Origin of the sequence: Sphingobacterium sp. IITKGP-BTPF85, assembly GCF_001006065.1 — a bacterium.
Taxonomy (GTDB): Bacteria; Bacteroidota; Bacteroidia; order Sphingobacteriales; family Sphingobacteriaceae; genus Sphingobacterium; species Sphingobacterium anhuiense.
Window position 1 is genome coordinate 22,303 of record NZ_ASZT02000029.1, and the last position, 25,337, is coordinate 47,639.

At 36.3% G+C, this 25,337-nt stretch carries 25 protein-coding genes and 4 pseudogenes; 21 read left to right on the forward strand and 8 right to left on the reverse strand.

The genetic code is table 11. From position 1 onward, the window contains the following. Window positions 1–14: 14 nt before the first annotated feature. The gene (locus L950_RS35160; protein WP_410528109.1) at window positions 15–1,064 is read left to right on the forward strand and encodes an alpha-L-fucosidase; all 1,050 of its coding nucleotides are present in this window, start codon (window positions 15–17) and stop codon (window positions 1,062–1,064) included. 137 nt (window positions 1,065–1,201) lie between these two features. Here L950_RS35160 and L950_RS08100 read toward each other — a convergent pair whose 3' ends face one another. From L950_RS08100 to L950_RS29700, 4 genes are all read right to left on the reverse strand, one after another. Continuing rightward, on the reverse strand, window positions 1,202–2,131 hold the full coding sequence (locus tag L950_RS08100) for a dihydrodipicolinate synthase family protein (protein ID WP_316930576.1): 930 nt from the start codon (window positions 2,129–2,131) through the stop codon (window positions 1,202–1,204). 52 nt (window positions 2,132–2,183) lie between these two features. Then, entirely contained in the window at window positions 2,184–3,689 is a 1,506-nt protein-coding gene (locus tag L950_RS08105) for a RagB/SusD family nutrient uptake outer membrane protein (protein ID WP_021189125.1), read from the reverse strand. 69 nt (window positions 3,690–3,758) lie between these two features. Next, window positions 3,759–6,683: a SusC/RagA family TonB-linked outer membrane protein gene (locus L950_RS08110; protein WP_197086311.1), complete on the reverse strand. Its 2,925-nt coding sequence runs from the start codon at window positions 6,681–6,683 to the stop codon at window positions 3,759–3,761. Continuing rightward, window positions 6,680–7,045 (reverse strand): carboxypeptidase-like regulatory domain-containing protein, encoded by a 366-nt coding sequence (locus tag L950_RS29700; RefSeq protein WP_021189127.1) that lies wholly within the window; start codon window positions 7,043–7,045, stop codon window positions 6,680–6,682. The genes L950_RS08110 and L950_RS29700 overlap by 4 nt, the downstream gene beginning before the upstream one ends. Before the next feature lie 138 nt (window positions 7,046–7,183). Here L950_RS29700 and L950_RS08115 point away from each other — a divergent pair, with 138 nt between their 5' ends. Then, on the forward strand, window positions 7,184–7,915 hold the full coding sequence (locus tag L950_RS08115) for a FadR/GntR family transcriptional regulator (RefSeq protein ID WP_021189128.1): 732 nt from the start codon (window positions 7,184–7,186) through the stop codon (window positions 7,913–7,915). Between the two features lie 217 nt (window positions 7,916–8,132). Further along, complete coding sequence (locus L950_RS08120) at window positions 8,133–8,993, forward strand: DMT family transporter (protein ID WP_262507024.1); 861 nt, start codon at window positions 8,133–8,135, stop codon at window positions 8,991–8,993. 52 nt (window positions 8,994–9,045) lie between these two features. On the opposite strand, the pseudogene L950_RS08125 reads toward L950_RS08120, so the two are convergent. After that, window positions 9,046–9,373, reverse strand: a pseudogene (locus L950_RS08125) (DUF3276 family protein). 284 nt (window positions 9,374–9,657) lie between these two features. Between L950_RS08125 and L950_RS37185 the strand changes: the two are divergent. From L950_RS37185 to L950_RS08150, 7 genes and pseudogenes are all read left to right on the forward strand, one after another. Beyond that, window positions 9,658–10,046, forward strand: a pseudogene (locus tag L950_RS37185) (LiaF transmembrane domain-containing protein). Window positions 10,047–10,267: 221 nt separating this feature from the next. Continuing rightward, complete coding sequence (locus L950_RS32445) at window positions 10,268–10,558, forward strand: LiaF domain-containing protein (RefSeq protein ID WP_410528110.1); 291 nt, start codon at window positions 10,268–10,270, stop codon at window positions 10,556–10,558. Window positions 10,559–10,560: 2 nt separating this feature from the next. Beyond that, window positions 10,561–11,604, forward strand: coding sequence for a sensor histidine kinase (locus L950_RS08135; RefSeq protein WP_021189131.1), 1,044 nt, complete (start codon window positions 10,561–10,563; stop codon window positions 11,602–11,604). Further along, entirely contained in the window at window positions 11,597–12,337 is a 741-nt protein-coding gene (locus tag L950_RS08140; protein ID WP_021189132.1) for a LytR/AlgR family response regulator transcription factor, read from the forward strand. Before L950_RS08135 ends, L950_RS08140 begins: the two co-directional genes overlap by 8 nt. A gap of 36 nt (window positions 12,338–12,373) precedes the next feature. Continuing rightward, window positions 12,374–13,804, forward strand: a complete 1,431-nt coding sequence (locus L950_RS08145) for a serine hydrolase (protein WP_021189133.1) — start codon at window positions 12,374–12,376, stop codon at window positions 13,802–13,804. Between the two features lie 179 nt (window positions 13,805–13,983). Next, entirely contained in the window at window positions 13,984–14,184 is a 201-nt protein-coding gene (locus tag L950_RS32450; RefSeq protein ID WP_021189134.1) for a hypothetical protein, read from the forward strand. After that, a complete protein-coding gene (locus L950_RS08150; protein ID WP_021189135.1) occupies window positions 14,153–14,965 on the forward strand; it encodes a 2-hydroxyacid dehydrogenase in 813 nt (270 codons plus the stop codon). The genes L950_RS32450 and L950_RS08150 overlap by 32 nt, the downstream gene beginning before the upstream one ends. 123 nt (window positions 14,966–15,088) lie before the next feature. Here the strand turns inward: L950_RS08150 and L950_RS08155 are convergent, their stop codons facing one another. After that, complete coding sequence (locus L950_RS08155; RefSeq protein ID WP_021189137.1) at window positions 15,089–15,940, reverse strand: mechanosensitive ion channel family protein; 852 nt, start codon at window positions 15,938–15,940, stop codon at window positions 15,089–15,091. 136 nt (window positions 15,941–16,076) lie between these two features. Between L950_RS08155 and L950_RS08160 the strand changes: the two genes are divergently transcribed. The 11 genes and pseudogenes from L950_RS08160 to L950_RS08195 all read left to right on the forward strand — a co-directional run bounded on the left by L950_RS08160 (window position 16,077) and on the right by L950_RS08195 (window position 24,034). After that, a complete protein-coding gene (locus L950_RS08160; RefSeq protein WP_021189138.1) occupies window positions 16,077–16,946 on the forward strand; it encodes an AraC family transcriptional regulator in 870 nt (289 codons plus the stop codon). A 2-nt stretch (window positions 16,947–16,948) separates the two neighbouring features. After that, entirely contained in the window at window positions 16,949–17,383 is a 435-nt protein-coding gene (locus L950_RS08165; protein ID WP_021189139.1) for a DUF983 domain-containing protein, read from the forward strand. 25 nt (window positions 17,384–17,408) lie between these two features. Continuing rightward, window positions 17,409–18,593 carry a cysteine desulfurase family protein gene (locus L950_RS08170; RefSeq protein ID WP_021189140.1) on the forward strand — a complete coding sequence of 395 codons (1,185 nt, stop codon included), beginning with the start codon at window positions 17,409–17,411 and terminating at the stop codon, window positions 18,591–18,593. Between the two features lie 90 nt (window positions 18,594–18,683). Beyond that, window positions 18,684–19,010 carry a HesB/IscA family protein gene (locus L950_RS08175; RefSeq protein WP_021189141.1) on the forward strand — a complete coding sequence of 109 codons (327 nt, stop codon included), beginning with the start codon at window positions 18,684–18,686 and terminating at the stop codon, window positions 19,008–19,010. Window positions 19,011–19,292: 282 nt separating this feature from the next. Beyond that, a complete protein-coding gene (gene asnA / locus L950_RS08180; RefSeq protein WP_021189142.1) occupies window positions 19,293–20,300 on the forward strand; it encodes an aspartate--ammonia ligase in 1,008 nt (335 codons plus the stop codon). A gap of 71 nt (window positions 20,301–20,371) precedes the next feature. Next, window positions 20,372–21,361 (forward strand): DEAD/DEAH box helicase, encoded by a 990-nt coding sequence (locus L950_RS08185; protein ID WP_231576984.1) that lies wholly within the window; start codon window positions 20,372–20,374, stop codon window positions 21,359–21,361. Next, window positions 21,328–21,675, forward strand: coding sequence for a DbpA RNA binding domain-containing protein (locus tag L950_RS32455; protein WP_231576985.1), 348 nt, complete (start codon window positions 21,328–21,330; stop codon window positions 21,673–21,675). Before L950_RS08185 ends, L950_RS32455 begins: the two co-directional genes overlap by 34 nt. 141 nt (window positions 21,676–21,816) lie before the next feature. Continuing rightward, window positions 21,817–22,539: a CocE/NonD family hydrolase gene (locus L950_RS36345; protein WP_316930574.1), complete on the forward strand. Its 723-nt coding sequence runs from the start codon at window positions 21,817–21,819 to the stop codon at window positions 22,537–22,539. After that, window positions 22,536–23,066, forward strand: a complete 531-nt coding sequence (locus tag L950_RS36350; protein WP_316930575.1) for a CocE/NonD family hydrolase — start codon at window positions 22,536–22,538, stop codon at window positions 23,064–23,066. The genes L950_RS36345 and L950_RS36350 overlap by 4 nt, the downstream gene beginning before the upstream one ends. A gap of 65 nt (window positions 23,067–23,131) precedes the next feature. Next, window positions 23,132–23,674 (forward strand): annotated as a pseudogene (locus tag L950_RS36355) (CocE/NonD family hydrolase); the annotation flags it as partial. 117 nt (window positions 23,675–23,791) lie between these two features. Continuing rightward, the gene (locus L950_RS08195) at window positions 23,792–24,034 is read left to right on the forward strand and encodes a hypothetical protein (protein WP_156169604.1); all 243 of its coding nucleotides are present in this window, start codon (window positions 23,792–23,794) and stop codon (window positions 24,032–24,034) included. 109 nt (window positions 24,035–24,143) lie between these two features. On the opposite strand, the gene L950_RS08200 is transcribed toward L950_RS08195, so the two are convergent. Both L950_RS08200 and L950_RS08205 read right to left on the reverse strand, forming a co-directional pair. After that, complete coding sequence (locus L950_RS08200) at window positions 24,144–24,938, reverse strand: enoyl-CoA hydratase/isomerase family protein (protein ID WP_231576986.1); 795 nt, start codon at window positions 24,936–24,938, stop codon at window positions 24,144–24,146. Window positions 24,939–24,950: 12 nt separating this feature from the next. Next, window positions 24,951–25,337, reverse strand: a pseudogene (locus L950_RS08205) (hydroxymethylglutaryl-CoA lyase); the annotation flags it as partial.

The following is a 25,337-nucleotide window of genomic DNA, read 5'->3' on the forward strand; positions in this document are numbered from 1 at the left end:
AATGGCAACCTCAAATTATAGTCAATAACCGTTTCTGGGATGGTCTCGAAAATAAAAATGGTGATATTGGAACTCCCGAAAAATATATACCACCTACAGGTCTTCCGGGTATGGACTGGGAAGTGAGCCACACGATGAATGAAAGCTATGGTTATAGTGCACATGACCAGAATTGGAAATCATTTGATAAAACAATGCGTTTATTTATCGAAACAGTGAGCAAAGGCGGAAATTTCTTACTCAATGTAGGTCCCGATGGAGAAGGTGCTATTCCAGAGAAAGCAGTCAAATTACTGAAAGACATCGGTCAATGGATGAAAGTAAATAATGAATCCATATATGGAACTACAGCTAGTCCGTTTCAAGGATTAGATTGGGGCTACTGTACTCAAAAAGATGGTAAACTATATTTCCATGTATTCGATATTCCATCAAATGGCAATATAGAAGTACCATTAGCTAGCGCTATTCATAAAGCCTATTTATTAGGAAGTTCTAAAAAATCATTAAAGATATCAAAATCTGCTTCGGGAAAAACAATCCAATTACCTGCGGACTTTAAAGGTCAGATGCCAATGGTTATCGTTGCAGAAATCAAAGGAACTCCTCAAGTAATACAGCAACAGATATTAACTCAAAAAGATGGTAGAATAATCTTAACGGCTAACAATGCTAAATTAATCGGTACTGGCGGAATTAAACTTATTGGCGCAACGACTCATGATCCGAATCGTCCAAATGCAATTGGCGACTGGTCTAAAAAATCCGATCAAGTGGCGTGGGATGTAAAAATACAGCGTCCTGGCACCTATAAGATAGTCGTTAATTATCTTCCGCACGAGCAAAAATCAGGAACTATTTCGCTAAGTCTCGGAACGAACAACTTATCTTATCAACTCAAGGCAACCAAAGGTAGCCAATTTGTAGATGTTGAAACAGGAACATTTGAAATTTCACAACAGGCACTTGGAGACACCGCTTTAAAAGCGGAACTAAAAGCGCTTGAAATTACGGGAAATTCACTACCTGAGATTAGTTCAATCAGTCTCGTTCCTGTCAAATAAACTGAAATAAATAGACAGCTAAGAGCCTGTTTCCATCTTTAAAAAGCAAATGGAAACGGGCTCTTTTCATTTAAATTTGATGTCGAGTTTCACAAAAAATGAAAAATATTTTTTGTTTTCAATTAATTGCCGTTAAACTATTTTGAACAGAAAGAATTAAAATTCAATTTTTTAACATCAGATTCGAATGATTTATATTGCTCTGCAGTCATATTTTTGACTGGTAGTCGAAACTCTCCACAGTCTAATCCAACCTGTTTCATATATGCCTTACCTACTGAAATACCGCCATATTTTCCAAGAAGGGTAATCATATCAATAGATTGTTGCTGAAGATCATTTGCCCTGTCGAAATCACCATCATCAAATGCTTTGATCAGGTCATAATATAATGGTGCGGCATAATTGTAAGTACTCCCAACCGCTCCCCTTGCTCCTAATACTAGAGCAGATAGCATATTCTCATCTCTGCCCCACAGCATATCATACTTTCGATCCGCATAGTTCATACACGATAGAAAATCCATAAAGTCTTCATGTGTGTACTTAATTCCTGCAAAATTCGGAATTTTGCCATCTACTGCTTTCAGTAAATCAATCATTGGAAAATTACCACCTGTCAACACCGGAATATGATAATAATAGAATGCCGTATTGGGAGCTGCTTCAGCAACAGCGGCACAACATTTAGCTAGCTGATCCACATTTGAAGGCTTGAAATAAAATGGTGATGTAAATGAAATAGCGTCTACGCCTTCTGCTTCAGCAATTGTGGCCAACTCTCGGCATTCTTTAATGTTTGAACCTCCTAAGAGAATCATTAAACTAAAATCAGGATCGCTTTTTGTTAACTTGGTCCATGCTTTTAAGACATCGACTTTTTCTTGAAAAGTTAATGAGACTCCTTCACCTGTTGATCCACAGATAAAGCCTCCCGTAACCTTATTATTTTTTAAAGACTGGTAGTAATTTGGTATTTGTGCTAAATTTAATGCTCCATTCTCGTCAAATGGTGTGAAAGGGGCGGCAATTAAGCCATCTATTTTTTTGTGATCATATATAATAATTAGATTTTTCTAAAGTGAAATTCTACTCCGTTATGGAGTAGAATTTTTGTGGTTAGGTTCCGGAATAACCAGGATTTTGTTGTCCAGTTAATTTCGGATCTGCTGATAACGTCCCTAAATCTATAGGCCATAAAAGTTTATGTTTCTGACTTTCAGTATTATCCAAAACACCAACTAAAGGCAAATCACGGCGAAACACAAGAGGCTTGCCACTAGCATCTTGCATGCGACGCAAATCAAACCATTGATGTCCTTCCGAAACAAATTCTTTAGTACGCTCGTAATAAATGGCAAGTTCATTACTTTCAAAAGTTCCATTTACAAATAATGGCGCTTTTCCATTATATGCACGATTTCTTACTTTCATAATTTCATCAGTTGGATCTTGACCTAATTTATTTTTTATTTCAGCTAAAAGTAAATAAGCGTCCGCAAGTCTATAAATAGGATAATCATCTGAATAATTACGTACCCCGTCAATTAAGGTCCCTAAAAATTTTCGCAAGAATGTTGCAGAGGTATTACCTTTATTAAAATTTATAAACGTAGCATTTGCCCTAGTATCATTTTTCTCAAATAATTTATACAGATCAATTTTATATTGATAACGGATGATACCAGTAGAGCCTGCCTGTAGTGGATCTTTCGGTATAGCCATGCCATTTTCGTCAACATATCCTGAAATGTCATCAGAAGCTGCATATATAAAATTATTAAAGAAATTGGTAGCTTCCTGATTCATGTAACGTAGCGTAAAAATAATTTCAGAATTACCTTTCATAGCCGGAATACTAGCAGATTGAAATACGTTTGAAAAATTATTCTGTAAAGAATATCGCGGTATTACATCTTCAACTGCACTTTTAGCAATATCGAGATCGGCTTTAACATTCTGAGGAGCCTTACCATCTAAATCAACTTTAGCTGTCCATAAGTACACCTCTGTTTTCAACATTTTAGTGGCAGCTAAAGACCACTGTGCTTTTTGATTTTTTGTATCATAAACAATTCCAAATGATTTTTCAGATTTATCAATTTCTGATTTAATAAAAGCCATTGTTTCTAGCTCTGTTTCTGTTCGAGCTTTGTACGCTTCTTCCGCTGAACTAGGTGTATTAACTGCTGCTTGAGGTTCAGTAACCAGTGGCACACGTCCGTAAGTTCTGAATAAGTAAAAATAATAGAAAGCTCTAAGTCCATATGCCTGTCCCAAATAGTAGCCTTTTTGTGCTTCAGTAAGATAATCGGCTTTTTCTATCTGGTAAATGAAATTATTAACTTGAAATAAAGGTCCATAAAGACCAGCCCAAGCACTAAATCCAGGCGAACTTTCACGAATGTCCTGAATTATTATATTAGCAGAATTTAATGAAGAGGTACCAATATCTGCAGTACCATTTCTCAAAGTTCCACCACGAAGTTCACCTAAACTCCATAACGTTTGTTGTTGTCCCCTCAACTGTCCATGAAGGCCCAGCATTGCCCCAGCAACTTGATCGTTATTTTTCCAAAATGATCCACTAGCAAAATAATCTTCTGGGGCCAGATCTAATTCCATTTCTTTACAAGAGGAAAGAAATGAGGATGTTATTAGTAAGTAAATAAATATATTTTTCATCGCTTTGCATTAAAATGTTAATTGTAAACCTAATATAAATGTTCGGGGTAATGGATATCCTCCGCCTCCCTGTCCGACACTACCGCTTTCTGCTGAAAATAAAGTGTTTTTTGTCCAGTAATGAAGGTTTTGTCCTGTTAAAGAAACATTTAAATCTTCCATTTTTATCTTATTTGCTAAGGTTTTAGGTAATCTATATCCAAGGGTTAATTCGCGAAATGCCAGATAGTTTCCCTTATTGTAAAACATGCTACTTTCCCGACTTGTATTATTTTTAAATAATTGATCTGCCCAGTAATAAGAAGGGTACTGAGCATTGGGATTTTCCGGAGTCCAAGTATTAAATACGTCTGTTGTCGTATTAAATGTTCCTTGCATCATTCCTAGAAACCAAGCCCTTGGTCCATCATAGGCAACATAACCTAAGGCATAATCAAAACGGCTATTTAAACTAAGATCTTTCCAGCGTACAGAAAGCCCGAAACCTCCAGTCCATTTAGGAACTGTATTTCCCATATAAACACGATCATAAGAATTAATAATACCATCACCATTTACATCTTTCCACATAACATCACCTAGAGCTAATGGGTAATATAGTCCTTTCTGATCGGCTGGTAGCGCATTAAATACATCTGGATGAACAAGTGTTCTTGCTCCGATCAAATCCTTTAGTTGTAAAGCATAATTATCTAGATCCTGCTGGGTACGAATAATACCTGTAGCTTCATAAGCATATGCGACATTTGGATCTTGTCCTTCTTGAAAACCACCAACCCAGATCAATTCCTTAGTTTTTGAATCATACACCTGCAAACCGCCCTGTCTATTATTTTCAACACCATTATATGGTAATTTTAATATTTTGTTTTTATTATAAGCGGTGTTCCAACTAACATTTACATCCCAATTAGACTTTCGGAGTAATTGATAATTTAAATCAACTTCCACTCCTTGGTTTTGCATATCACCATTGTTGGTTGTAATAGTTGTGAATCCAGCAGAAGCAGGTAATGTTAGGTTAGCTATTTTATCTTTTGTCGTACGATGATAATAAGCGACCGTAAGATCTAATTTATTGAATAGTCTAGTTTCTAAACCAACTTCTTTAGTCATTAAACTTTCCCATTTCAAGTTAGGGATAGATAAAGTTGACATCGTGTATCCTACCTGACCATCATATTTACTAGTTCCATAAGAACCTTGTAAGGTATATGAACCTATTCCACTAACATTTCCGTTTGCACCATAACTTGCACGCAGTTTTAATGAATTCACAGTATGATCAGCACCTAAATAATCCTTTAAAAAATCTTCTTTATGTAAAGCCCAGCCTAGTGATATTCCAGGAAAAGTTCCCCATCGATTATTAAGGAGAGTAGAATAACCATCGCGTCTTGCTGTCAAAGTCATCAGATATTTTTCCTTATAATCATAATTGACACGTCCAAAATAGGAAGTTATACGTTGGCGATCATGATACGAGTCAATCGCTCTCTTATTTGCTTCTGGGCTTGTTAAACCCAAATCCATAAAATCATCTGTTGGCGCTCCTGTTCCTGAAGCGGAAAAACCATTATTATATGCATCAAAAAATTCCCAACCGATCATCGCATCAATATGATGATCTTCACGAATGTTCGTATTGTAGTTTAATACGGCATTATAAGTTTGGTTATAGATCTTATCATAGGAAGCAGATGAATTACGTGTGCGTACATAATTTCCCGGACTTGCTAAATAATCCTTATTAAATGATTCTGCTGTTGACTGATTAAAAAACCAATTACCACTAACTCTTAAGCTTAAATTTTCTAAAAAATTGACCGTAAACGCCTGTGATAATGTAAGCTTTTGATTAATATTTTTCCGAATAAACTTATCATCATTTACAACTGGATTACCATCTTGCCAATCTTTTCCAACAAGCAATTCTCCATTGGCATTAACACCGCGCATAGTTGGAGGCGCTCCTAATGCACGGGTCATGTAATTACCTTCACCATTAATAGCATCACGCCATTTTGTATAAGCAAAATTGACTCCTGAAAAGGACTGTAACCAAGGCTTAATTTTATAATCACCATTTAATACAAAGGTTGTCCGATCATAAAAACTACTGATTGGCATTCCCTTTTCATTATATTTGCCAACACTTCCATAATACTTCCCCTTATCATTCCCACCTTGAACGGCAATATTATAGTCTTGAGTTAAGCTGAAATCACGTAATGCATAATCCGCGTAATCGAAATCTTTAAAAATTAATTCTTTACCCGTAACTGGATCAATCATTGTCTGCCAGCCTTGCTGCAATAGCTCTCTATTTGTATCATCTAAGAACATTGTGCTCCAAACTGCATTACTTGTTACATTTCCATCTAAAATGTTTCCATTTGCATCTTTATACAAATTACCAGTACCAAATGGGAGAACTTTCGTTAATTGATCTAATTGGCTAGGTTGATACTGCCCTGACAATTGAACTCCTTTTCGACTCCAATTTATATAATCTCGTGCATTTAAAAACTTAAATGGAGAGTTTAAAGTATTAATACCAACTTTAGATTGAAGTGTAACATTAGATACGCCTTCTTTTCCTTTTTTAGTAGTGATTAATACCACCCCATTTGCCGCTCTTGCTCCGTAAATAGCTGTAGCTGATGCATCTTTTAGAACATCAATAGATTCAATATCATTTTGATTAATATCATTAAATCCGCTTCGAATTAAACCATCAACAATTACTAATGGATTCCCACCGCCAGCATATGTAGTCCCCCCTCTTAGCGTTACTGATGGCACCGCACCAGGCCTACCTGAAGTTTGCTGTACTCTAATACCTGGAATTGTTCCCGCTAATGCAGAAGCTGGATTGGATCGAACACCCGTTTCTAAAACTTTCTTATCCAATCGACTTACGGAGCCCGTCAAATTGGATTTTTCATCTTTCCATAGCCCACAACAACAACCTCATCAATTTGCTGATTGGAAGATTCTAATTTAATTTCCAAGGATTCTGCCTGTCCAACTTTTACTTCCTGAGGTTTGTATCCTGTAGAAGTAATGACCAGGATCGCATTCGGATTTGTCGGTAAAATAAAGGAACCATCAGCTTTTGTTTGTAAAGATTGCTTACTTCCCTTCACGTTAATAGTTACATTTCCCAAAACTTCTCCTGTAACGGCATCTCTGACTTTACCTTGAATATTTCGATCCTGCGCATGGATTACAGCTAGATTTCCTGCTAGCATAGACCAGAGTAATAAATGTTTTAATTTTCGGTTTGAATACATATTGGTTATTATTAAGTATTACATAAAGCAAATTTATATAATTTAATTTGTAAAAAACAACATTAAATTAACATTATGTACAACATACTTGTAAAAATTTATATGTATATTTGTTTTTAGGCGTATAAATGCACTTTTATGAGTACAAATCCAACATTGATCAATTTTGTTAACACCATTGATACCTCTTCACTCGTTGATAAAGTGGAGAAAGAAATCATCAATTTATTCATTAGTCAGGGATTAAAAATAGGCGATGCACTTCCCAAGGAATTAGAATTAGCGGAAACTTTAGGAGTAAGCCGCACGGTGATCCGAGAAGCAATGTTACGTTTAAGACTAGTAGGCTTAGTAGAATCTAAAAAACATAGAGGTGCTGTATTAACCAGTCCGGATCTGATCAGTCCGATGAAAAAATCGCTTTACCCAACGATCATGGATGATAAGACACTGCGTGATTTATTTGAAATGAGATTGATATTGGAACTTGGAATGGCAGATTTACTTTATCAAAGAATTACTCCTGCAGATATTCAAGAATTAGAAGTAATTGTTGCTAAAGAATCAAATGATAATGACAACAGCATATTTGATATCGAAACAGAAGTTGCATTCCATGGTAAATTATATGAGATCAGTGGGAATATCATGCTTAAAGATTTTCAAAATCTTCTTTTACCAGTCTTTAAATTTGTACATTCGAGTGGCATGCTGATTGAAAAGTCAAATTCAAAGAATTTTATATCTCACCGTGGCTTGGTGGACATATTAAAGGTAGGAACTCCTGAAGTTTTCAGAAATGCGATGCGCCAGCACTTAGATAATCACTTTCAGCGTATACAACAATACGATAACAAACCTATTGATTAAAGATTCAATATTTCATCATAACTTATTACTATACAGCAACTGCTTTCATACCAGAAGTATGAAAGCAGTGTATCTCATACCTATCAACTTGCTACTTAAATGTTAAGTATAATGAATATGTAGCGCTCCCGTAGCGGACTTCATTCGAACAACATCTATATTTATTCTAATTTTATAGCTCACTTCTATTTACCTTTATGCCCACAAAAAAAGTACGATTTATAAAGGCTTTTCTTTAGCAATTGCAGCGGCTATACTATGGGGAGTATCTGGGACATTAGCACAATTTCTATTTCAAAAAAGGGAAATAAATGTTGAATGGTTGATTACAGTTCGTATGTTACTATCTGGCATCTGCTTACTAAGCTTTGCAAAAACTAGCGAAAGAGCGCCTATATTTAAAATTTGGAAAACTAAAAATGACCGTTTACAACTACTTGCCTTTAGCATTTTTGGTATGCTGGCTGTACAATATACTTATTTTGCGGCCATTAAGCATTCGAATGCCGCTACCGCTACTGTGCTACAATATGCTGGTCCAATCATAATCGCCATCTATTTAGCGTTTAAGCATAAAAGATTACCCAGCCTTTTAGAATTATTTGCTATTATTCTGGCAATAATTGGAACTTTTCTATTAGTCACAAATGGTAACATCAATACCCTCGTCATATCCAATACCGCGCTGTTTTTTGGCTTAGCCTCTGCGGTCGCATTAGCGATCTACACTTTAATGCCGATAACATTACTATCAAAACACAAATCCTCTGTAGTGATTGGCTGGTCTCTCCTTTGTGGTGGTATTGCCTTCAGTTTCATGAAATCACCTTGGGATATTCAGGGCGTTTGGGATACTAAAACTTATTTATTTACGGCACTCATTATTCTTTTCGGAACTGTTTTTCCATTTTACTTCTATCTGACTTCCGTAAAATTAATCGGTGGACAGAAAGCGAGTCTGTTAGCATCAGCTGAGCCTCTTTCTGCCACACTTTTGGCCGTATCTTGGCTTCACGTTCCCTTTTCCTTGTGGGATTGGATAGGAACTTCTGCATTATCGCTACGGTCTTCATATTAAGTAAAAAATAAAAAGGCTGTAAGATTACAGCCTTTAAATAATTTATAAAATCTTAGAAAGAAAAATCATCTTTAGATGATTCACTTACATATGCTGGATCATCAAAATTAGGCTCGTAGCGTTTTTCAAGAACTTCCTGATTCGATTTAATGTATTCAACAACATCTGTCAAACCCTCTGCAAATTTCTCAAAGTCTTCTTTATACAAGAATATTTTGTGTTTAATAAACTGGCCGTCTTCAAAACGTTTCTTGCTTTCAGTGATGGTAATGTAGTAATCGTTAGACCGTGTAGCCTTTACATCAAAAAAATAGGTACGCTTACCCGCTCTCACTTTTTTGAAAAACCTCTTCTCGCTCTTTGTTTTCAAAATCTCCCATTGGTTATTATTTAAGTTTAAGTTATCTTAATCTTTGATAAATATATAATATTTAGCATGTAACTTCCAAATATTATTCAAAAAAAATAAATTTTGAATCTATGATAAGCTCTTTTAACGAACTTGATTTTTATATTTAGCCGATAAATGTCACCTATCGCTCCTCAACGATATTTTTTCACCGAGGATTTTATTACATTTACCGAATATTATTGATCGATTACCTATTTCAATTACTTCGGGTTATATAACAACTATACCTTTGAAGTATAAATTTTAAAAGTCATGGAAAAAGAGCCATTCGTACCAAAAAGCAACAACAGTAAAAATATCATAGGTGGTATCATCATACTCATCGGTATTCTATTACTATTAAAAAATTTAGATTTAGACTTCTTCTTCCCTTCATGGATATTTGGCTGGTATATGATTTTGATTATTATCGGTCTTGTAATAGGTGTCAATTCTAATTTTCAAAAAAATCTTCTATCATCTTAATTGCGGTTGGTCTAGCATTTCTAGCTAGAAGAATCATGCACACCGATTTTGGAGGAATTATATTCCCGATCTTGATTATTGGATTAGGAGCATATTTTATCATGGGAAGAAAAAAAGGTTTACCTCCTATGCCTCCCATGCCTATCAACCGAGTGGTCCTCCAAAGCCTCCCGTAGACTTTGACTGGGATAAGCGTGTTATCGATCCGGCAACTGAAAATGATCAACAAACAGTAGCTGAAAATGACGAGACAAGCGGAAACGCCAACAGCAATACAAATAGCAATCAAGGTCTGCCTAATGAGCAGGCCTTTGCCACTCCATATTATGCACAGACAGAAAATAGCTTTGAAGATGTTTTAAATGTCAATTCCATCTTTGCAAGCCTCAAAAAATTTATTCTATCTAAAAATTTTAGAGGTGGTAACATAGCTTGTATGTTCGGTAGCGTATCCATTGATCTGACACAGGCGGATATAACCGACATAGCCGTAATTGATGCTTTCCAAATGTTCGGAAGTGCTAAAATTATTGTTCCTGCGAATTGGACCGTTTATTCTAATGTTTCATCCGTGTTCGGTGATGTTGATGACCGACGTTTCAATGTAGGTCTAACAAGAGATCCAGCTAAAAAATTATATATCACAGGTACTTGTCTTTTTGGAAATTTAACCATTAGAAATGCCTAGACATGAAGGATAAACTTTTATTGCAGAATAAAAATAAACTGATTTTAATCATTTGTTTAAGCATATTGCTTGGCTACTTTGTCATGCAATATGCTTTAATGTATAGGTCCGGGTTTCCAAGCGAAATAACAATAAAGGACTCCATCATCAACAGTTTAATGATGATGCTCTGTTGCTATGCAATTTCCACCACGCTCAATTACTATATACCTAAACCTAACCAAATCTGGAAGGTGCTTATTATAGGCTTCATTATGAGCGGCATAAGCATTCTTGGAAGCCGACTGGTCGTTCAATATTATCTTCCGAAGGAGCATTTAAAAATCTATGACCTCATTATTCCTTATCGCTATATTGTTAATTTTTTAATCTTAACATCAGTAGCTATTTTCATTATTGTATGGAATATACAGGAAGAATATATTTCTAACATCAAAAGAAAGCAAGATTCGGAGAATCAACTGCGTGAAGCAGAACTGTACAACCTAAGACAGCAATTACAGCCTCATTTCCTCTTTAACAGTCTCAATTCCATTATTGCTTTAATAGGTAGTAAGCCAGATCAGGCCCGCAATATGACCTTTCAATTGTCCGATTTTTTAAGGGGTACACTCCGAAAGGAAAATAACCAGTTGATCGTACTTCAAGAGGAATTAAACCATCTCGAACTATACTTAGATATTGAAAAAGTAAGATTCGGTCACCGGCTTAATATCCACATTGATCATGACCAAGATGTTTTATCGACCAAAATACCGGCGATGATTTTGCAACCGCTAGTTGAAAACGCTATTAAACATGGCCTATACAATGTAACAGAAAATGTAACCATCAGCATTAAATGTTTCTTAGATAATAAAACATTACATGTTTCGATAGAAAATCCCTTTGAGCCAGGTGAATCCGTGCAATCTAAAGGAACAGGCTTTGGGCTTACCAGTATCCAAAGGCGCTTATTTCTTCTTTTTGGAAGAAATGACCTACTAACGACACAAACCGAACAAAATATATTTACAAGCAGTATCAAAATCCCGCAATATGATTAAAGTTATCCTTATAGATGATGAACCTCTAGCGCGTTCTATCTTAGTAGAGTACCTGAGCAAAGATCCGTTAGTTTCTATTGTTGCAGAGTGTGGAGATGGATTTGAAGGAGTAAAAGCAATACAGCAACACCAACCAGACCTACTCTTTCTAGATGTTCAAATGCCTAAATTAACAGGCTTCGAAATGTTGGAATTAGTCGAAAACCCACCCGCAGTAATCTTTACAACAGCATTTGATGACTATGCACTCAAAGCTTTTGAAAAAAATGCGATTGACTATCTGATGAAACCAATTTCACCGAACAGATTTAAGCAAGCATTCGAGAAGTTTAAATTAAGTTTTTCAAGACCAAATGCAGAACCGGCACCTAATTATGAAGCAGTCATTCATCAAGAGGAGTCAAAACTAGACCGCATCGTTGTAAAAACAGGAACACAGATTAAAATAATACCCGTTCCACAGATTAAATATCTGGAAGCTTATGATGACTATGTGAAAATTCATACAGCAGATGGTCTCTATCTGAAAAATAAAACAATGGCTTTCTTTGAAAAGCATCTCGATGAACAGACATTCGTTAGAATACACCGTTCTTATATCATCAAGATCGATCAGCTGGCACGCATTGAACCTTGGGAAAAAGATAGCTTTGTCGCTATTTTAATAACCGGTGAAAAGCTTAACATCAGTAAATCTGGATATGCCAGATTAAAACAAATGATTGGCATATAAATAAAGTTTATGTAAATTTGTAGCAGTATAATCATTATGAAAAATTTTATTGCTGCACTTTTACTCAGTAGCTCATTGACTGCTGTTGCTCAAAATTCTAATCAAGAACAAATTAATCACACGTTCTATAATAAAATAGAATTTTTTATCAATTCACAACAGACAGATTCCATTTATAAACTGGCGAATGAAAATTTTAAGAGAGCAGTACCATATTCTTCTTTAAAAAACTTACTGGAAAATGAGATTTATCCGTTAGGTAGGATCAAACATGCTGAAAAAATAAACTACAGTAATGGAGTAAGTCAATATCGTGTAGATTTCACAGATAAATCCTTTCAGGTTCCTTTCGGTGTGGATAGCACGTTGCATTACCACACTTTAGGTTTTCAACCCGTTACAAAACCTGTTGCAGAGAAACAGGCACCCGTATTAACAAATACCGTTGTCGAAAATAAAGTTGATTTTTTCATTGATTCTGCTGCCAATATTTATACCAAAAAGGGGAATACACAATCTTTAGCAATTGGTGTCATAAAAAATGGTCAGTTAAACACCTACTTTTATGGTGAGACTGAAAAAGGAAATAAAATTCTACCCACAAGCAGTACCCTTTATGAAATAGGTTCACTGTCAAAAATCTTCACGGCTACATTATTAGCGGATTTCGTTCAAAGTGGAACATTAAGTTTAGAACAGCATATCGTTGATTTTTTACCTGATTCATTAAAAATAAATCCTAGCTTACAAAAGATAACGTTTAAAACCTTAGCAAATCATACTTCCGGTTTGCCCCGATTACCAGATAATCTTGAGAAAACAAAAGGTTTTGACCCCAACAACCCGTACAAAAATTATGATAGGAAATATTTACACCAATATTTGGCAACTTTCAAAGCCGAAAATGAAAGCGGAGAAAAATATGAATATAGTAATCTTGGGTATGCATTATTAGGAGATATATTAACATCACTCCATAAAAAAAGTTACAACACGGAAATTCAGGAAATTATCGCAAAGCCTTTAGGCTTAACATCGACTACGGATGTTCTAAATCCTAAAACACAATATCTGCCAAAAGTCTATAACATAAAAGGAGAAGAAACGAAAGCATGGGATTTTCAAATTTTTAGTGCGGCTGGAGGTTTAAAATCGACTGTTACCGATTTAATGACCTTTGCGCAGACACAGTTCAAAATGCCGGAAACACAATTGGAGAACGCTATGGCACTGACACGTCAGTTCACATATTTCCTTCCTCCTAGCACAGACATTGGCCTGGCTTGGCACATGGATTTATTGGATGATATTACTTACTGTTATCACACAGGTGGTACAGGTGGCAGCAGTTCATTCATAGCTATTGCACCAGATAAAAAAACAGCGGTAGTTTTACTTTCCAATGCTGCCGAATCTATCGAGACAACTGGATTATCGATCTTCCATTTTCTTCTTTCTCAAAAATAAGATAAAGCAAACATTCAAATACTTAGGGGACATATTGAATAATATGTCCCCTATTTTTTTAATCGCCTCCATAAAATAATGATGAACCAATGAGATATCGATTTGTTTTACATATATAATTACATCATAAATAAAACAAATTTAGCTAAGTTTGGTAATAGAAAATTGATTTTAAGCGTATGAAAGTTTTTATCTGCAGAACAATTCCTCAAAAAGCGATTGATAGTTTACAGCAAGCTGGTTTTGACATCACCTACCGCACAGAACCCGGAAATATTATACAATCAGATTTAATTAAAGCCTGTCAACAGGTAGATTATTTATTTGCCGCCGGACATAATCTGCTAGATGAAAATTTTCGAAACATGTCGTCATCTTAAGGGAATAGCATTGATGAGTGCCGGATATGACAGTGTTGACCTTGAAGCCGCAACCAAATACGGTATTCCTGTAAGCAATACACCTGATGTGTTATCCAACGCAACTGCTGATATCGCTTTTCTATTAATGCTGGCAGTGTCGAGAAAAGCTTTTTTCATGAATCGCAAAATCATAAATAACGAATGGAAAGATTTTGAATTAACGGAACATCTCGGTGTGGAGCTTGATGGGAAGACTTTAGGAATTTTTGGATTAGGCCGTATTGGTTTTGAACTCGCAAGGAAAGCCAAAGCTGCTTATAATATGGATATCATTTATTACAATAGACATCCAAACAGTAATGCAAAACGACTTTTGGATGCTACTTACGTAAATTATGATGAATTATTAACCCGAAGTGATGTGCTGTCGGTTCATGCAAATCTGACAGCAGAAACGAAAGGAAAATTTAATAAAGAAGCTTTCACAAGAATGAAAAACACAGCTATTTTTATCAATACAGCACGTGGGGGATTACATCAAGAAGAAGATTTATACACGGCATTAACAAGCGGAGAACTGTGGGGGGCTGGTCTAGATGTCACTAACCCTGAGCCTATGGCATTTGACAATCCACTACTTAGCTTGCCTAACGTAGCAGTATTGCCCCATATCGGATCTGCTACAACAGAAGCTAGGGATAATATGGCGCTAATGGCAGCTCAAAACTTGATCGCCGCTAATAAGCACATCAAAATGCCTCAAATTTTAAATAAAGAGATTTATGAAAATAATATATAAATTGATCAATAAAATCAATAAACTGATTTTACCTCGATATGCAAAGAAAGATCCAACAAAACTAAAAAAGTACCAACAAGCTATATTAGCTTATCGGTACTTTATTTTGGTCCGATCACTCGATTAAGATTTCATAATACGGTCCTGCCCTCCATTTAGATCCGAAATAATACGCATCTCGGTCTGTGGATAAGGAATACTGATGTTATGTTTATCCAAAGCATTTTTAATAGCTTCTTGATTTTCATTGTTCGCTGGCCAAAAATCTTCCTTTTTTGTCCATGCACGAATGGTGAGATTAACGGAACTATCTCCCAACCCTTTCACAAAAACCTCAACTGGAGGAGTTTTCAGAATACGTGAATCATTATGAAGTACGTCCATAATAATCTCACGCGCTTCCTTAATATTGGCATCATATGAAATACCGACCGTATACTCAAAACGGCGATTGGTAATTTTGGTAAAATTTTGAATAACAGAATTTGCTAAGGGACCATTTGGACTAAATACACGAACGCCATCTCCAGCAATTAACGTCGTATATAAAATATCAATCCTTTCCACAGTGCCCGATGTACCGTTACTGCTGCTCACATAGTCTCCAACTTCGAAAGGTCTAAATAAAAGAATCAGTACCCCGCCTGCAAAATTACTTAAACTGCCCTGCAATGCTAAACCTGCGGCCAGACCAAACGCTGATAAAGCGGCAATAAAGGAAGTTGTTTCAATTCCCATGGTACTCGCTACTGTTAGGAATAATAGGGCGTAAAATACAACACGCAAGATACTCATCGCAAATCCCCGTATTGATAAGTCTACATTACGTTTTTCAAATCTCCTACTGATCAGGCCAAGTAAAAATTTGACAATGTAGCTTCCAACGATTAATATAATAATCCCTGTAATAATACTTGGTGTCTTTAAAAGTACAACTTCTAGTAACGTATCCAGACTGCTTTCTAATCTATTCATTTGTTATCTGTTTTTGTTTCTCATAAATATAACAATTGAGTCACGAATTGGCAATAAAATTATCAATCGTTGAAAAACACCATAAAATCGATAATTAAATCAGTTGCAAATGTGATTTTTGAAGTAAATTTGTAATGTGATAAAGAAAAGTACCATACCCGTATTAGATAACTGCTCCATCAATAACGATTCGAGCAGCCTCTTATTTGTCGATCATCTTGCTGATTACATCGCTATGCATCACAATATGGTATTTCCGCATAAACACAATTTCTACCATTTTGTGCTCTTTACAAATGGTTCCGGCAATCACCTGATCGATTTTGAGAAACACGAAATAGAAGCATATCAAATCTACTTTATGGCCCCGGGGCAAGTTCACACTTGGAATTTCAACGGTGATGAAGAAGGTTTTGTTGTAAACTTTGATCCGGAATACTTTCAATCTTTCTTATTACGAACGGATTATTTAAACCGTTTCTCGTTTTTAAGCGGTCAGAATGATCAGATTGTATTTACAATTCCCGAGTCGAATAGACAAGACGCTGTAAAAATATTTGAGGCATTTTACCAGACAAGTAAAAATCCGACTGCTAGCGATTTAATACGGGTGAGCTTACTTCAGCTATTGCTCTGGATTGAATCTTGGCATGGTACAAAAACAGAAAAGGCGAGTAATCCCTATAATTATACCATATTCCACAATTACCAGCGTTTAGTGGAAAAGAATTTTAAAGAGATTAGATTACCTAAAGCATATGCGGAACAGTTATTTATTACTCCCAATCATTTAAATGCCATCTGTAAATCCTATATCGGAAGTGCAGCAGGAGAAATAATACGAGAACGCGTATTACTTGAAGCAAAGCGATTATTAGTCAATAAAAATCTTAATATTAATGAGATCGCTATCGAGTTGAATTTTAATGACAACTCTTATTTTACTAAATTTTTTAAAAAAGCTACTGGATTAACACCCGATGAATTCAGAAAAAACAACAGTTAGATATGAAAGAGAAGGAAACTACTTACGAATTATCAGAATTTAAAGCCGCCAGCAAGGCACTATGTCCACGCTGTCGTAAAGGAAAAATATTCACAGGGAATACTTATGGCTTTAAAACACAAAAAATGAACACACATTGTGATTATTGTGGTTTACGCTACGAACGTGAACCGGGATATTTCTACGTGTCTATGTTTGTGAGTTATGCATTTACAGTTGCTGAAATGATCACAGCTTGTCTAGCTACGTATATTATAACTGGCAATGACAGTTCTTTTTGGCTTTACTCCATTGTGGCACTTGTAACCGTTTTTGTATTGAGCCCTTTCAATTACCGTTATTCCAGAGTGGTACTGATGTACTGGTTGAGTCCAGGATTGAATTACAATCCGAATATCAAGCAAAAAGAAATCAACCCCACATCAAGGACTTTATAAACAAGATAATATTTACCTTTATACAATGAAGGAGTTAATTTATCTCGACAATAATGCAACAACTAAAATCATGGATGAAGTATGGGATACCATGGTACCCTATTTCATCCATAATTATGCAAATGCATCCAGTGTGTATCACAGTATGGGGCGTGAAGCCAACGGAGCAATAGAAAAAGCCCGTCTACAGGTTGCTCAATCTCTTAACTGTCAACCTAAAGAGATCTTTTTCAATTCAGGTGCAACCGAATCCATTAACACAGTACTAAAAGGAATTTATAAAAATTATAAATCCAAAGGCAATCACATCATTACAGTCAAAACAGAGCACAAAGCTGTTTTAGAAACCCTGCTACAATTAGAAAAAGAGGGGGCTTTAGTTACCTATCTTGATGTTGATCACACTGGAAAAATAGATTTAAGTGTTCTAGAAGAGCATATTACGGCACAGACCATATTAGTCTGTATAATGGCAGCAAATAATGAAACCGGATATATCCACCCTATTCAGGAAATTGCGACGTTATGCAAAGATAAAGACTGTTTATATTTTTGTGATGCTACACAATACATTGGCAAAATCCCACTTAACCTTGCTCACATCCCCATTGACATACTATGTTTAAGTGCTCACAAACTGCATGGACCAAAAGGCATTGGCGCATTATTCATCCGTCGGAAGTCCAAACCCATCCAAATCAGTGCACTGATTACAGGAGGAGGGCAAGAAAATGGTTTTCGGGCAGGTACATACAATGTCCCCAATATTGTTGGTCTCGGATCAGCAATAACCCACATACAGCATCATGAAAGAGATTTTGAGCATACGATTCAATTGAGGGAATATTTAGAAAATGTATTAAGTAAAATCCCTGCAACTTATATTCATGCAAAGACAGCTTCACGTTTACCTAATACCACGTCGATCTGTTTCAAGCATTTACTTGCGAGCGAGCTCATGACCCATTGTCCACAATTAGCATTATCATCCGGTTCTGCATGTGTTAGTGGCACCAGAGACCCGTCTCACGTACTACTTGCTATGGGGGTTTCAAAAGAAGATGCGTTAGCAACAGTACGATTCAGTATAAGCAGATTGACAACAAAAGAAGAAGTAGACACCACCACTAGGCTCATTAAAGAAGCCGTAACAAAAATTAGACAAAACTCTCCTATCTGGCAACTCTTCCAAGCCGGTCTTATTACTTAATTATTACATTTAGGGTCAGATTTGTATTGGAAATAAAAAAGAAGTTAGCGTAATTTGTACTATTCAATATTAATATAATTATTCAGCGATATGGTAACCGTTACAGACAAAGCAAAATCTCGAATTGAAGAGATAATGAGTACTGAAAAATATGACAGCAGTTATTTTGTGCGTGTTGCTGTTGAAAGCGGAGGTTGTTCAGGCCTAAGCTATAAATTGCACTTCGATAACGAAGAAAAAAAAGGTGATCAGTTTTGCGAAGATAAAGGTGTTAAAGTATGTTTAGATATTAAGTCATTCTTATATCTAGCTGGAACAGAACTTGACTATTCTGATGGATTAGATGGTAAAGGATTTGAATTCCATAATCCGAACGCCACAAGAACTTGTGCTTGCGGTGAAAGTTTCTCCGTTTAAAAAAACTAACATATAAAAATATAGGAGGTCGCCATGTCAACATGCGACCTCCTTATTTTTTAAGATCTCATCAATTCAGGCAATTTCTTGCGATCGCATCAAAAATATATCATTATGGAAATAAATTTACCAACAATACCTTGTTATGTCTGAAATATTGTTATTTTTGAGGAAAATTGAGGGAAACAGAATTTGTCTTGAGCATTACTCGATACAGATTCTTAACAGGTACAAATAAAAAATAGATAACCAAGAGGCTATTTTTTGATATATATACATTTCATGGATAAAAGAAAGTTATTAAAAACTGAAGTTGCTATTAGTTTTGTAAAGGATACTTTTGCACAACAACTTAGAAATAATTTAGGATTGATTCCTATCTCATCACCTTTGGTTGTACTTGATGGTACAGGTATAAATGATGATTTAAATGGCATCGAAAGACCAGTAGCCTTCCCTATCAAAGCGCTACAAGAACGTAAGGCTGTTGTTGTTCACTCACTAGCAAAATGGAAGCGCTTAAGATTAAAAGAGCTTGAACTTGAGGTTGGAGAGGGCATATTGACAGATATGCGCGCATTACGTCCTGATGAGGACTATACGCCGATTCACTCTATCTATGTAGATCAATGGGATTGGGAAAAAACAATCTCCGCAGAACAGAGAACATTTTCTTTTCTACAAGATACCGTTCTAAAAATATATGATGCTTTACGTTTCACTGAAAAGCAAGTAGAACGTCAATACCCAGATATTAAATCTGTTTTACCTGAAGAGATTACCTTTATTTCTTCAGAAGAATTGTTGCAAAAATATCCAACATTCACACCTAAAGAGCGTGAAAATGCCATTGCAAAAGAGCATGGCGCTGTATTTATCTATGGTATAGGTGGAATTTTATCGAATGGCGAAGCTCATGATGGACGTGCAGCAGATTACGATGACTGGAGTACTGAAAATGGAAGTGGAACAAATGGATTAAATGGGGATATCTTAGTTTGGAATCCTATTTTAAACACTGCATTTGAACTATCTTCTATGGGCGTACGTGTAGACAAAACTGCGTTAGAGCGACAGCTTAAAATTAGAAATAATGCTGAACGTGCAGCATTATCATTCCACAAAATGTTGTTAAATGATGAGTTGCCAGAAGCCATCGGTGGTGGAATCGGACAATCACGTGTATGCATGTTTATGCTTAAAAAAGCACATATTGGTGAAGTTCAGGTCAGTATATGGGATGAACAGGAAAAACAATCACTACAAGATAAAGGAATTCATTTATTATAATTGAATCCATAAACATAAAAAAAGGTCTGCTTACGGCAGACTTTATGTAATACTTTGTGTACTTTTGCAACATGCAAATAGACGCCATATTACAAAAACTCCATATCTCTTCGCTGAATGACATGCAGAATGAGGTCATGGATAAATTCAAAGAAAAAGAAAATCTCATCTTACTTTCACCAACCGGTTCAGGTAAAACATTAGCTTTTGCACTTGCTTTGATGAAAACATTAAACAAAGATGTAGCTGACGTCCAATCTTTGATCCTTGTACCCACCCGCGAATTGGCTTTGCAGATTGAATCCGTATTAAAAAGAGTTGCTACCGGTTTTAAAATCACCTGTTGCTATGGCGGTCATGATACCAAGACTGAAAGAAACAATTTAAAGAATCCTCCTGCTATCCTCATTGGTACACCAGGTCGTATTGTTTATCATCTTGAAGGAAACCACTTTGATCCGACACAAATCAAGACGCTGGTTTTGGATGAATTTGATAAATCATTGGAATTAGGTTTTCAGGATCAGATGTCTTTTATAATTGACTACTTAACTAACTTAAAAACACGCATCTTAACGTCGGCTACCGCAATGAAAGAAATACCTGATTTCACAGGCATTTCTGCTGCAACGGAGGTTAATTTTCTAAGTCACATACAAAGTGCACCAGCGTTAACGATAAAAAAGATTGTTGCTCCAATCCATAAAAAATTAGAAGCGCTATTTCAATTGCTATGCAAAATAGGTAATCAAAAAGTACTTATCTTTTGTAATCATCGCGATGCTGTTGACCACATCAGCGAATTGCTACAAAACCGTGATATCATACATGATGTATTCCACGGCGGACTGGAACAAAGTGATCGCGAGCTGGCACTATTGAAATTTAGAAACAATAGCAATCATATCTTGATTACGACCGACCTTGCTGCCCGAGGACTTGATATCCCTGAAATCGATGCCATTATCCATTATCAGTTACCTTACCGTGAAGATGATTTCACACATAGAATGGTAGAACAGCACGTATGCAAGCAAAAGGAAAAGTCTTTATCATCTTAAAACCTGACGAAGATTATCCATATGTGGCGGATGATATCGAAATCGAAGAAGTCGATGGTGAATATAAGCTACCTGAAAACTCTGATTTCGCTACCCTATACTTTTCTGCAGGTAAAAAAGATAAAGTCAACAAAATTGATCTCGTTGGCTTCTTACTTAACCTCGAGGGAATAGAAAAAAGCGATGTCGGTATTATTGAAGTTAAAGACAGGGAATCTTTCGTTGCTGTCAAACGCTCTTTAGTTAGCACCATACTTAAACATTCTAACCTCGGTAAGATTAAAGGCAAAAAGATTAGAATATTGAGAAGCTAGGCTATTCCTATCCTCTCCCAAAAACAGATAACTGTTATTAAAAAAGGCCAAATTAAATCATGATATTTAATCTGGCTTTTTTTTAATCCAGTCTTTATTCATTTTTCTTATCTTGTCCTATCGTAAAATTAATCTAATACCATGAACAAAGTATTTTTAGCTTTTTCAGTGCTTGCAACAACCTTTTCATTTCAAGTAAAGGCTCAGTCAATCCTCGAAACAGACTATGTTAAAAAGAATTATGATAAAAAGGAAATTTCAGTTCCGATGCGTGATGGGGTCAAATTATTTACCACCATCTACACACCAAAAGACAAAAGTCAGCAATATCCTGTTTTATTAAACCGCACCCCTTATACCGTAGGCCCTTATGGTGAAGATAAATACAAAGAGACATTAGGGAATTTCCCGGCAATGACTTTAGAAGGTTACATCTTTGTTTACCAAGATGTACGTGGCAAATGGATGAGCGAAGGAACCTTTGAAGATATAAGACCGACAAACTTAAAAAAAGGAAAAAAAGATATTGATGAAAGTACGGATACCTATGACTTACTAGAATGGCTCAGCAAAAACCTAAAGAACTACAATGGTAAAGCAGGCATGTACGGCATTTCTTATCCAGGATTTTACTCCACAGTAAGTCTTACGAAAACACATCCATCATTAAAAGCAGTATCACCTCAAGCTCCCGTAACAAACTGGTACCTGGGCGATGACTTTCATCATAATGGCGTACTTTTCACAGGAGATGCATTTAAATTCATGTCCAGCTTCGGTATTCCTAGACCTAAACCCATTACGCCAGATCAGGCACCCAAGACTTTTCAATATCCTTCAAAAGATGTTTATCAGTCTACATGAATGCCGGGACAGCGAAAGACCTGAAAGACAACTACTTTGCCGATTCTATCAAATTTTGGAATGATGTCTTTGACCACCCACATTATGATCAGTTTTGGAAAGATAGAGAGATATTACCGCACTTAACCGATGTTAAACCAGCCGTTATGGTAGTTGGAGGCTTTTTTGATGCCGAAGATGCCTACGGAACATTTGAAACTTACAAAGCAATCGAAAAACAAAACCCAAAGAATAATTCGATCCTCGTGGCTGGCCCCTGGTTTCACGGAGGCTGGGTACGTGGTGACGGTAGCTCTTTTGGTGTTATTCAATTTGACCAGAAAACAAGTGTGACGTATCAGGAAAAATTTGAACTACCCTTTTTCAATTATTATCTGAAAGGGAAGGGTGATTTTAAGGGGGCAGAAGCGAATATCTTTGTAACAGGAAGCAACCAATGGAAATCATTTGATAAATGGCCTCCAAAAGATGTAGAGGACAAAAAACTCTACCTACAACCTCAAGGCAAACTAGGGTTTGAAAAGTAGGACGTACAGATTCTTGGGATGAATATGTTAGTGATCCTAACAAACCTGTACCTTATCAAGGTGGTGTTATGGAGAGCAGGACACGTGAGTACATGATCGACGACCAGCGTTTCGCCTCATCTAGACCCGATGTTATGGTTTATCAAACAGAACCTTTAAACGAAGATATCACAATAGTTGGCCCCATTAAAAACTTCCTAAAAGTATCAACCTCTGGAACAGACGCAGATTATGTCGTAAAACTTATTGATGTCTACCCTGCAAACAGCCCATCCTCCAACAATAAAGTAATGGATGGCTACCAAATGCTGGTTCGCGGTGAAATTATGGCTGGAAAATATCGGAATGGATTTGAGAAGGCAGAACCTATGCAACCGGATTTTGTTACTGCGGTTAACTACAGCATGCCTGATGTAGCGCATACGTTCAAAAAAGGACACCGCATCATGATTCAGGTACAAAATACGTGGTTTCCAATTGCAGAACGTAATCCACAGCAGTTTTTTGAAGGTTATGAAGCCAAATCGAGTGACTACAGGAAAGCAACACATCGTATTTTTCATGATCACAACAATTCGTCATATATTGAATTTTCGATCTTAAAATAGAAAAAGCATGCTTTACCATTTCTTTCTTGCCCTACATTCGGCTAGCAGATGGATGATCGTCGTTTGTCTTATCGCATTATTAGTACGTGCCTATATGGGCTGGAAAAAAAGTATCACATGAAACCGTATGATTATATACTACAGATAGTAACGTTAATCTTACTTTACATACAGTTTATAGTAGGATTAACACTCTATTTTGAAAGTCCGATCGTACATTATTTTATCAAAAATTTTAATGAAGCCATCAAACTGCGTCAGGTACGTTTTTTTGGAATGGAACACATCACCATGATGACTATTGGCATTTTAGTGTTTACCATTGGATATATAAAGGCCCGTAAAAACAAAGCAGTGTAGCTAAATTCAAAACGATATTTATCTACACTGCTTGGGCTATATGCATTATCTTCACCTCTATCCCGTGGGAATTTTCACCTTTAACGAGTAGACCTAGCTTCAGAATGTTTTAATAACAATTACTCGCCTTTCCAATTTGGAGGTCTTTTTTCCATACGCGCGGCCATTCCCTCTTTAAAATCATGCTTGTTCTCAGCCTTTGCAACTGCTCAAGAAGAAAAGCATACTGATCAGCCTTTCTAAGCCCTTCTAATTGTTTCGCTGACTCAAAGCCCATCTTAACCGCTAATGGCGCAATAGACGTCAGCTTATTGATCAAATCTGGCAACATATCGGGTTTCTGATCCATCAGTTCAAAAACTAAACCCATATTTTTCATTTCTTGAGCTGAAATCACCTCTGGACGAATGCATAGATCCATTGCTTTGTTATGGGGCAAATGCTTCAGCAGACCCGCCAAAACCTGAAAAGGAAACAATCCAAGTTGCACCTCTGGTAAAGAGAACTGAACTGTCGACTTCGCAATAACATAGGTGCATTCAAGAATCATTAAAAAACCTCCCGCAATCACATTTCCTTCGAGCACTGCGATCGAAGGTTTATTCAATTGTGACATGACTTCTCCCAAAGACAAATCAACATGTGGAACCGTCTTTGCCAGCTCGGAAACATCTGGATTTTCAAAAGCTTTCAAATCCATACCAGCACAAAATACAGGACCTTCCGCGTCGAGAATAAGCACCCTAACATCCGGATCTGAATCTGCGATTTGTATGGCATGATAGATCTCATCGATCATCAACGGTGTAAAAGCATTTCGTTTTTCAGGACGGGCCAAGGTCAAATAAAAAACATGATCGGCCTGTTTCACCTTAATAAACTTATAATTCAAATGACCACTCATAAACTTCTGACTTTATGCTATTAAATTAATAAATTCACCACCAAAGGTCAATATTTTATCCTGCCCTTTTCGCTCAAAATAATATATTAAATCTTCCGTTGGAATATTCCCTACCAACTCATCTTCGGCAAACGGACAGCCTCCATATCCTAAAATAGCACCATCAAATTTTCGACATCCAGCAAGGTAAGCGGCATTGATTTTATCTAGACTACTTGCCTTAGGAGAATGAAAATGTGCACCGATATTTAAGGTTGGAAACCGTTGTAATGCCTGTTCAAAAAGTTGTGTTATCTGTGGCAATGTTGCCTCAGAGGTTGTGTCTGCCAAAGAGAATTCCACCACCCCTAGGGCAGCAATCTTGTCCATCCAATCAAGCACGAGCTCATTACTCCAAAA

What these genes read in the sequence shown, in the direction of transcription:
- L950_RS08105 (WP_021189125.1), bottom strand. Translation starts at nt 3,689, where the DNA reads ATGGAATTAGATCTGGCCCCAGAAGATTATTTTGCTAGTGGATCATTT.
- L950_RS29700 (WP_021189127.1), bottom strand. Translation starts at nt 7,045, where the DNA reads ATGTATTCAAACCGAAAATTAAAACATTTATTACTCTGGTCTATGCTA.
- L950_RS08115 (WP_021189128.1), top strand. Translation starts at nt 7,184, where the DNA reads ATGAGTACAAATCCAACATTGATCAATTTTGTTAACACCATTGATACC.
- L950_RS08135 (WP_021189131.1), top strand. Translation starts at nt 10,561, where the DNA reads ATGAAGGATAAACTTTTATTGCAGAATAAAAATAAACTGATTTTAATC.
- L950_RS08140 (WP_021189132.1), top strand. Translation starts at nt 11,597, where the DNA reads ATGATTAAAGTTATCCTTATAGATGATGAACCTCTAGCGCGTTCTATC.
- L950_RS08145 (WP_021189133.1), top strand. Translation starts at nt 12,374, where the DNA reads ATGAAAAATTTTATTGCTGCACTTTTACTCAGTAGCTCATTGACTGCT.
- L950_RS32450 (WP_021189134.1), top strand. Translation starts at nt 13,984, where the DNA reads ATGAAAGTTTTTATCTGCAGAACAATTCCTCAAAAAGCGATTGATAGT.
- L950_RS08150 (WP_021189135.1), top strand. Translation starts at nt 14,153, where the DNA reads ATGAAAATTTTCGAAACATGTCGTCATCTTAAGGGAATAGCATTGATG.
- L950_RS08155 (WP_021189137.1), bottom strand. Translation starts at nt 15,940, where the DNA reads ATGAATAGATTAGAAAGCAGTCTGGATACGTTACTAGAAGTTGTACTT.
- L950_RS08165 (WP_021189139.1), top strand. Translation starts at nt 16,949, where the DNA reads ATGAAAGAGAAGGAAACTACTTACGAATTATCAGAATTTAAAGCCGCC.
- L950_RS08170 (WP_021189140.1), top strand. Translation starts at nt 17,409, where the DNA reads ATGAAGGAGTTAATTTATCTCGACAATAATGCAACAACTAAAATCATG.
- L950_RS08175 (WP_021189141.1), top strand. Translation starts at nt 18,684, where the DNA reads ATGGTAACCGTTACAGACAAAGCAAAATCTCGAATTGAAGAGATAATG.
- asnA (WP_021189142.1), top strand. Translation starts at nt 19,293, where the DNA reads ATGGATAAAAGAAAGTTATTAAAAACTGAAGTTGCTATTAGTTTTGTA.
- L950_RS08185 (WP_231576984.1), top strand. Translation starts at nt 20,372, where the DNA reads ATGCAAATAGACGCCATATTACAAAAACTCCATATCTCTTCGCTGAAT.
- L950_RS32455 (WP_231576985.1), top strand. Translation starts at nt 21,328, where the DNA reads ATGCAAGCAAAAGGAAAAGTCTTTATCATCTTAAAACCTGACGAAGAT.
- L950_RS36345 (WP_316930574.1), top strand. Translation starts at nt 21,817, where the DNA reads ATGAACAAAGTATTTTTAGCTTTTTCAGTGCTTGCAACAACCTTTTCA.
- L950_RS36350 (WP_316930575.1), top strand. Translation starts at nt 22,536, where the DNA reads ATGAATGCCGGGACAGCGAAAGACCTGAAAGACAACTACTTTGCCGAT.
- L950_RS08195 (WP_156169604.1), top strand. Translation starts at nt 23,792, where the DNA reads ATGAAACCGTATGATTATATACTACAGATAGTAACGTTAATCTTACTT.
- L950_RS08200 (WP_231576986.1), bottom strand. Translation starts at nt 24,938, where the DNA reads ATGAGTGGTCATTTGAATTATAAGTTTATTAAGGTGAAACAGGCCGAT.